The following is a 2,669-nucleotide window of genomic DNA, read 5'->3' as shown; positions in this document are numbered from 1 at the left end:
CCCGAGCGCGGCGGCGCGGGTGCCGCCACCCGCGGCGGCCGCGACGGGGGCGGCGCCGGTCGCAATTGATCGGTCCAGTCGTGCGAACGGGGAGGGGCCAGCGACGGCGCCTCCCCGACCCGCCGCGCCGGTCAGCTCTTGAGCACCGGCTCGGCGATGTCGACGGCATGGCGGCCGGCGAGGTATTCCGGCTGGAACAGGCACATCCGCACGGCATCGCGGTAGCGGCCGTTCATGAAGAACTCGTCCCGCAGGATGCCCTCGGGGCGGAAGCCGCAGCTCTCGTAGATCCGCACGGCGCGGGCATTGTCCTTGTCCACGTGCAGGTAGAGCTTGTGGATGTTGAGCACGCTGAAGGCGTAGTCCATCGCGATCCGCGTCGCCTGGCGGGCGAAGCCCCGGCCCTGGAAGCCCGGATGGATCGCGATCTGGAACTCGCAGCGCCGGTGCAGGTGGTTGATCTCAACGAGCTCGACGAGGCCGGCCGGATGCCCGTTCAGCGTCGCGATGATGAAGCGCCGCTCGGTCTGGTTGTGGATGTTGCGCTCGTAGAGCTGCGCCAGCTCGGCGAAGGACTCGTAGGCCTCCTCGAACCAGTAGCGCATGATGCTGTCGTTGTTGTTGAGCTGATGCACGAACATCAGGTCCTCGCGCTCCAGCGGGCGGAGCTTGACCCTGTCGGGGACGGTCTCGTTCATGCGGCGCAGGCCTCGATCAAGCGGCGGAGGAACGCCTCGCCCTGGCCGAGCGCGGCCAGCGTGATGAACTCGTCCGGCTGGTGGGCCTGGTCGATCGAGCCCGGCCCGCAGACCACGGTCGGGATGCCCGCCTGCTGGAAGCGCCCGGCCTCGGTGGCGTAGGGCATCGACACGGTGCGGTTGCGGTTGGCCAGCCGCAGCGCCAGCCGCTCGGCCTCGGAGCCGGGCTCCGGCAGCAGGCCGGGGATCGCGATCTCCTCGACGGTCTCGATCCGGCCGAACGCGCCGTAGCGGTTCAGGCGCTCGCGGGTCACCGCCTCGGCCTTGGCCTGGAACAGGCGCGGGATCTCGGCCATGTCGAGGTCGGGCAGGCCGCGGAACTCCCAGTGGAAGGCGCATTCCTTGGGCAGGATGTTGCGGGCGGTGCCGCCGTGGATCGTGCCGACATGCACGGTGGTGCTGGGCGGATCGAACCGGCCCGACGCGTCGCCCCGGGCGATCATCCGGTCGGCGATGGCGTTCAGCCCGGAGACGAGGTCGCAGGCCGCCATCACGGCGTTGGCCCCGAGCATCGGCTTGGCCGAATGCGCCTCGTGGCCGTGCACCGTGGTGTGGAAGGTGACGATGCTCTTGTGCGCATCGGCGACCTCGAGGTCGGTCGGCTCGCCGACGATCACCGCGCCCGGCCGCGGCAGGTCGACGCCGAAGCGGGCGATCGCGTCCATCACGCCGAGGCAGGTGGTCTCCTCGTCGTAGGAGAGCAGGATGTGGATCGGGCGCTTGAGGCCGGCCGCGAGGCAGTCCGGCACCAGCGCCAGGGCGGTGGCGCAGAACCCCTTCATGTCGACCGCGCCGCGGCCGTAGGCCCGGCCGTCGGCGACGCGCAGGGTGAACGGGTCGGCGGTCCAGGCCTGTCCCGCGACCGGGACGACGTCGGTGTGCCCCGACAGCACGACGCCGCCGTCGACCTGCGGGCCGATCGTGGCGAAGAGCGCGGCGCGGTCGCCCGCCGCGTTCGGGATGCGGAGGTGGGGGACGCCCCAGCCGTCGAGATAGGCGGCGACCCAGTCGATCAGGTCGAGATTCGGCTTCGAGCTTTCGGTGTCGAAGCCGACGAGGTGGGCGAGGATGTCGAGCGGGGTCAGCCGCTCGCCGGAACCGGGCATCGCTTGGTGTCCTGGGCGGGCCGCCGGCCTGCCCGGCTCGAATCAGTGCAGGCTGCGGCGGATATGCGGGCTGTCGAGCGAGAAGGCCGGGATCTCGGCCTCGAAGCTCTCGCCCGCGACCGTGGCCATGGTGTAGCTCCCCGCCATCAGCCCGTCCGGCGTGGTGAGCGGGCAGCCGCTGGTGTAGCAGAACGACTCGCCCGGCTCCAGCACCGGCTGCTTGCCGACGACGCCGGCGCCGCGCACCTCCTGGCACTCGCCGCGCCCGTCGATGATGCGCCAATGGCGGGAGCGGAGCTGCACCTGCTCGGCGCCGTTGTTCACGATCTCGACGGTGTAGGCGAAGAAGTACCGGCTCTCTCCCGGCGAGGATTCCTCCTCGACGAAGCGCGGATTGACGGTCACGCTGATTCCGCGCGTCTCGGCCTTGTACATCGTCCCTAATTGCCCTCTTCAGCGGCGCTCGAGTTCGGTCTAGCTCGGGTCTAGACGGCTCGAAGCCGCTTTTCGATGCGTCATTCAACGTGGTAGTTGCCGGAAGAATTCCCGTCAATTGCGGCGGAGTACGTCGCGGCGGGCGGCAGGAACGGGGCCGGCATGGTCGAAGCGTGGGTGTGCCATCTGAGGTCGCTTCGGCGCGGGGGGGACGTTCGGCTCTCGGCAGCGGCGCTTGCCCACGTGGCGGCCTGGGCGACGCTGCTCGCCCTTGCGGGCTTTTCCGCGTGGCGCGATCCGGCCGCCAACCTCCTGCCCGCGGCGGCGCTCGCGGCCGCGCTGATCCTCGACGGGACCGGGCGGATCGCGC

General features: G+C 70.7%; 3 protein-coding genes and 1 pseudogene. 1 reads left to right on the top strand and 3 read right to left on the bottom strand.

Annotated elements, in window-relative coordinates; translation table 11 throughout:
- Positions 1-131: 131 nt before the first annotated feature.
- Genes speG through apaG form a run of 3 tightly spaced genes read right to left on the bottom strand, consistent with a single transcriptional unit; the run spans position 132 to position 2,299 of the window.
- Positions 132-698, bottom strand: a complete 567-nt coding sequence (speG, locus tag FV230_RS27015) for a spermidine N1-acetyltransferase (protein WP_147844564.1) — start codon at positions 696-698, stop codon at positions 132-134.
- The gene (gene argE / locus FV230_RS27010; RefSeq protein WP_147844563.1) at positions 695-1,864 is read right to left on the bottom strand and encodes an acetylornithine deacetylase; all 1,170 of its coding nucleotides are present in this window, start codon (positions 1,862-1,864) and stop codon (positions 695-697) included. Before argE ends, speG begins: the two co-directional genes overlap by 4 nt.
- Positions 1,865-1,906: 42 nt before the next feature.
- Entirely contained in the window at positions 1,907-2,299 is a 393-nt protein-coding gene (apaG, locus tag FV230_RS27005) for a Co2+/Mg2+ efflux protein ApaG (protein WP_147729503.1), read from the bottom strand.
- 162 nt (positions 2,300-2,461) lie between these two features.
- Between apaG and FV230_RS27000 the strand changes: the two are divergent.
- Positions 2,462-2,669, top strand: a pseudogene (locus FV230_RS27000) (hypothetical protein); the annotation flags it as partial.

The organism is Methylobacterium sp. WL6, from assembly GCF_008040095.1.
Taxonomy (GTDB): domain Bacteria; phylum Pseudomonadota; class Alphaproteobacteria; order Rhizobiales; family Beijerinckiaceae; genus Methylobacterium.
Note: the sequence above shows the minus strand (reverse complement) of the source record. Positions and strands in the feature narration are given on the sequence as shown.

What these genes read in the sequence shown, in the direction of transcription:
- argE (WP_147844563.1), bottom strand. Translation starts at nt 1,864, where the DNA reads ATGCCCGGTTCCGGCGAGCGGCTGACCCCGCTCGACATCCTCGCCCAC.
- apaG (WP_147729503.1), bottom strand. Translation starts at nt 2,299, where the DNA reads ATGTACAAGGCCGAGACGCGCGGAATCAGCGTGACCGTCAATCCGCGC.
- speG (WP_147844564.1), bottom strand. Translation starts at nt 698, where the DNA reads ATGAACGAGACCGTCCCCGACAGGGTCAAGCTCCGCCCGCTGGAGCGC.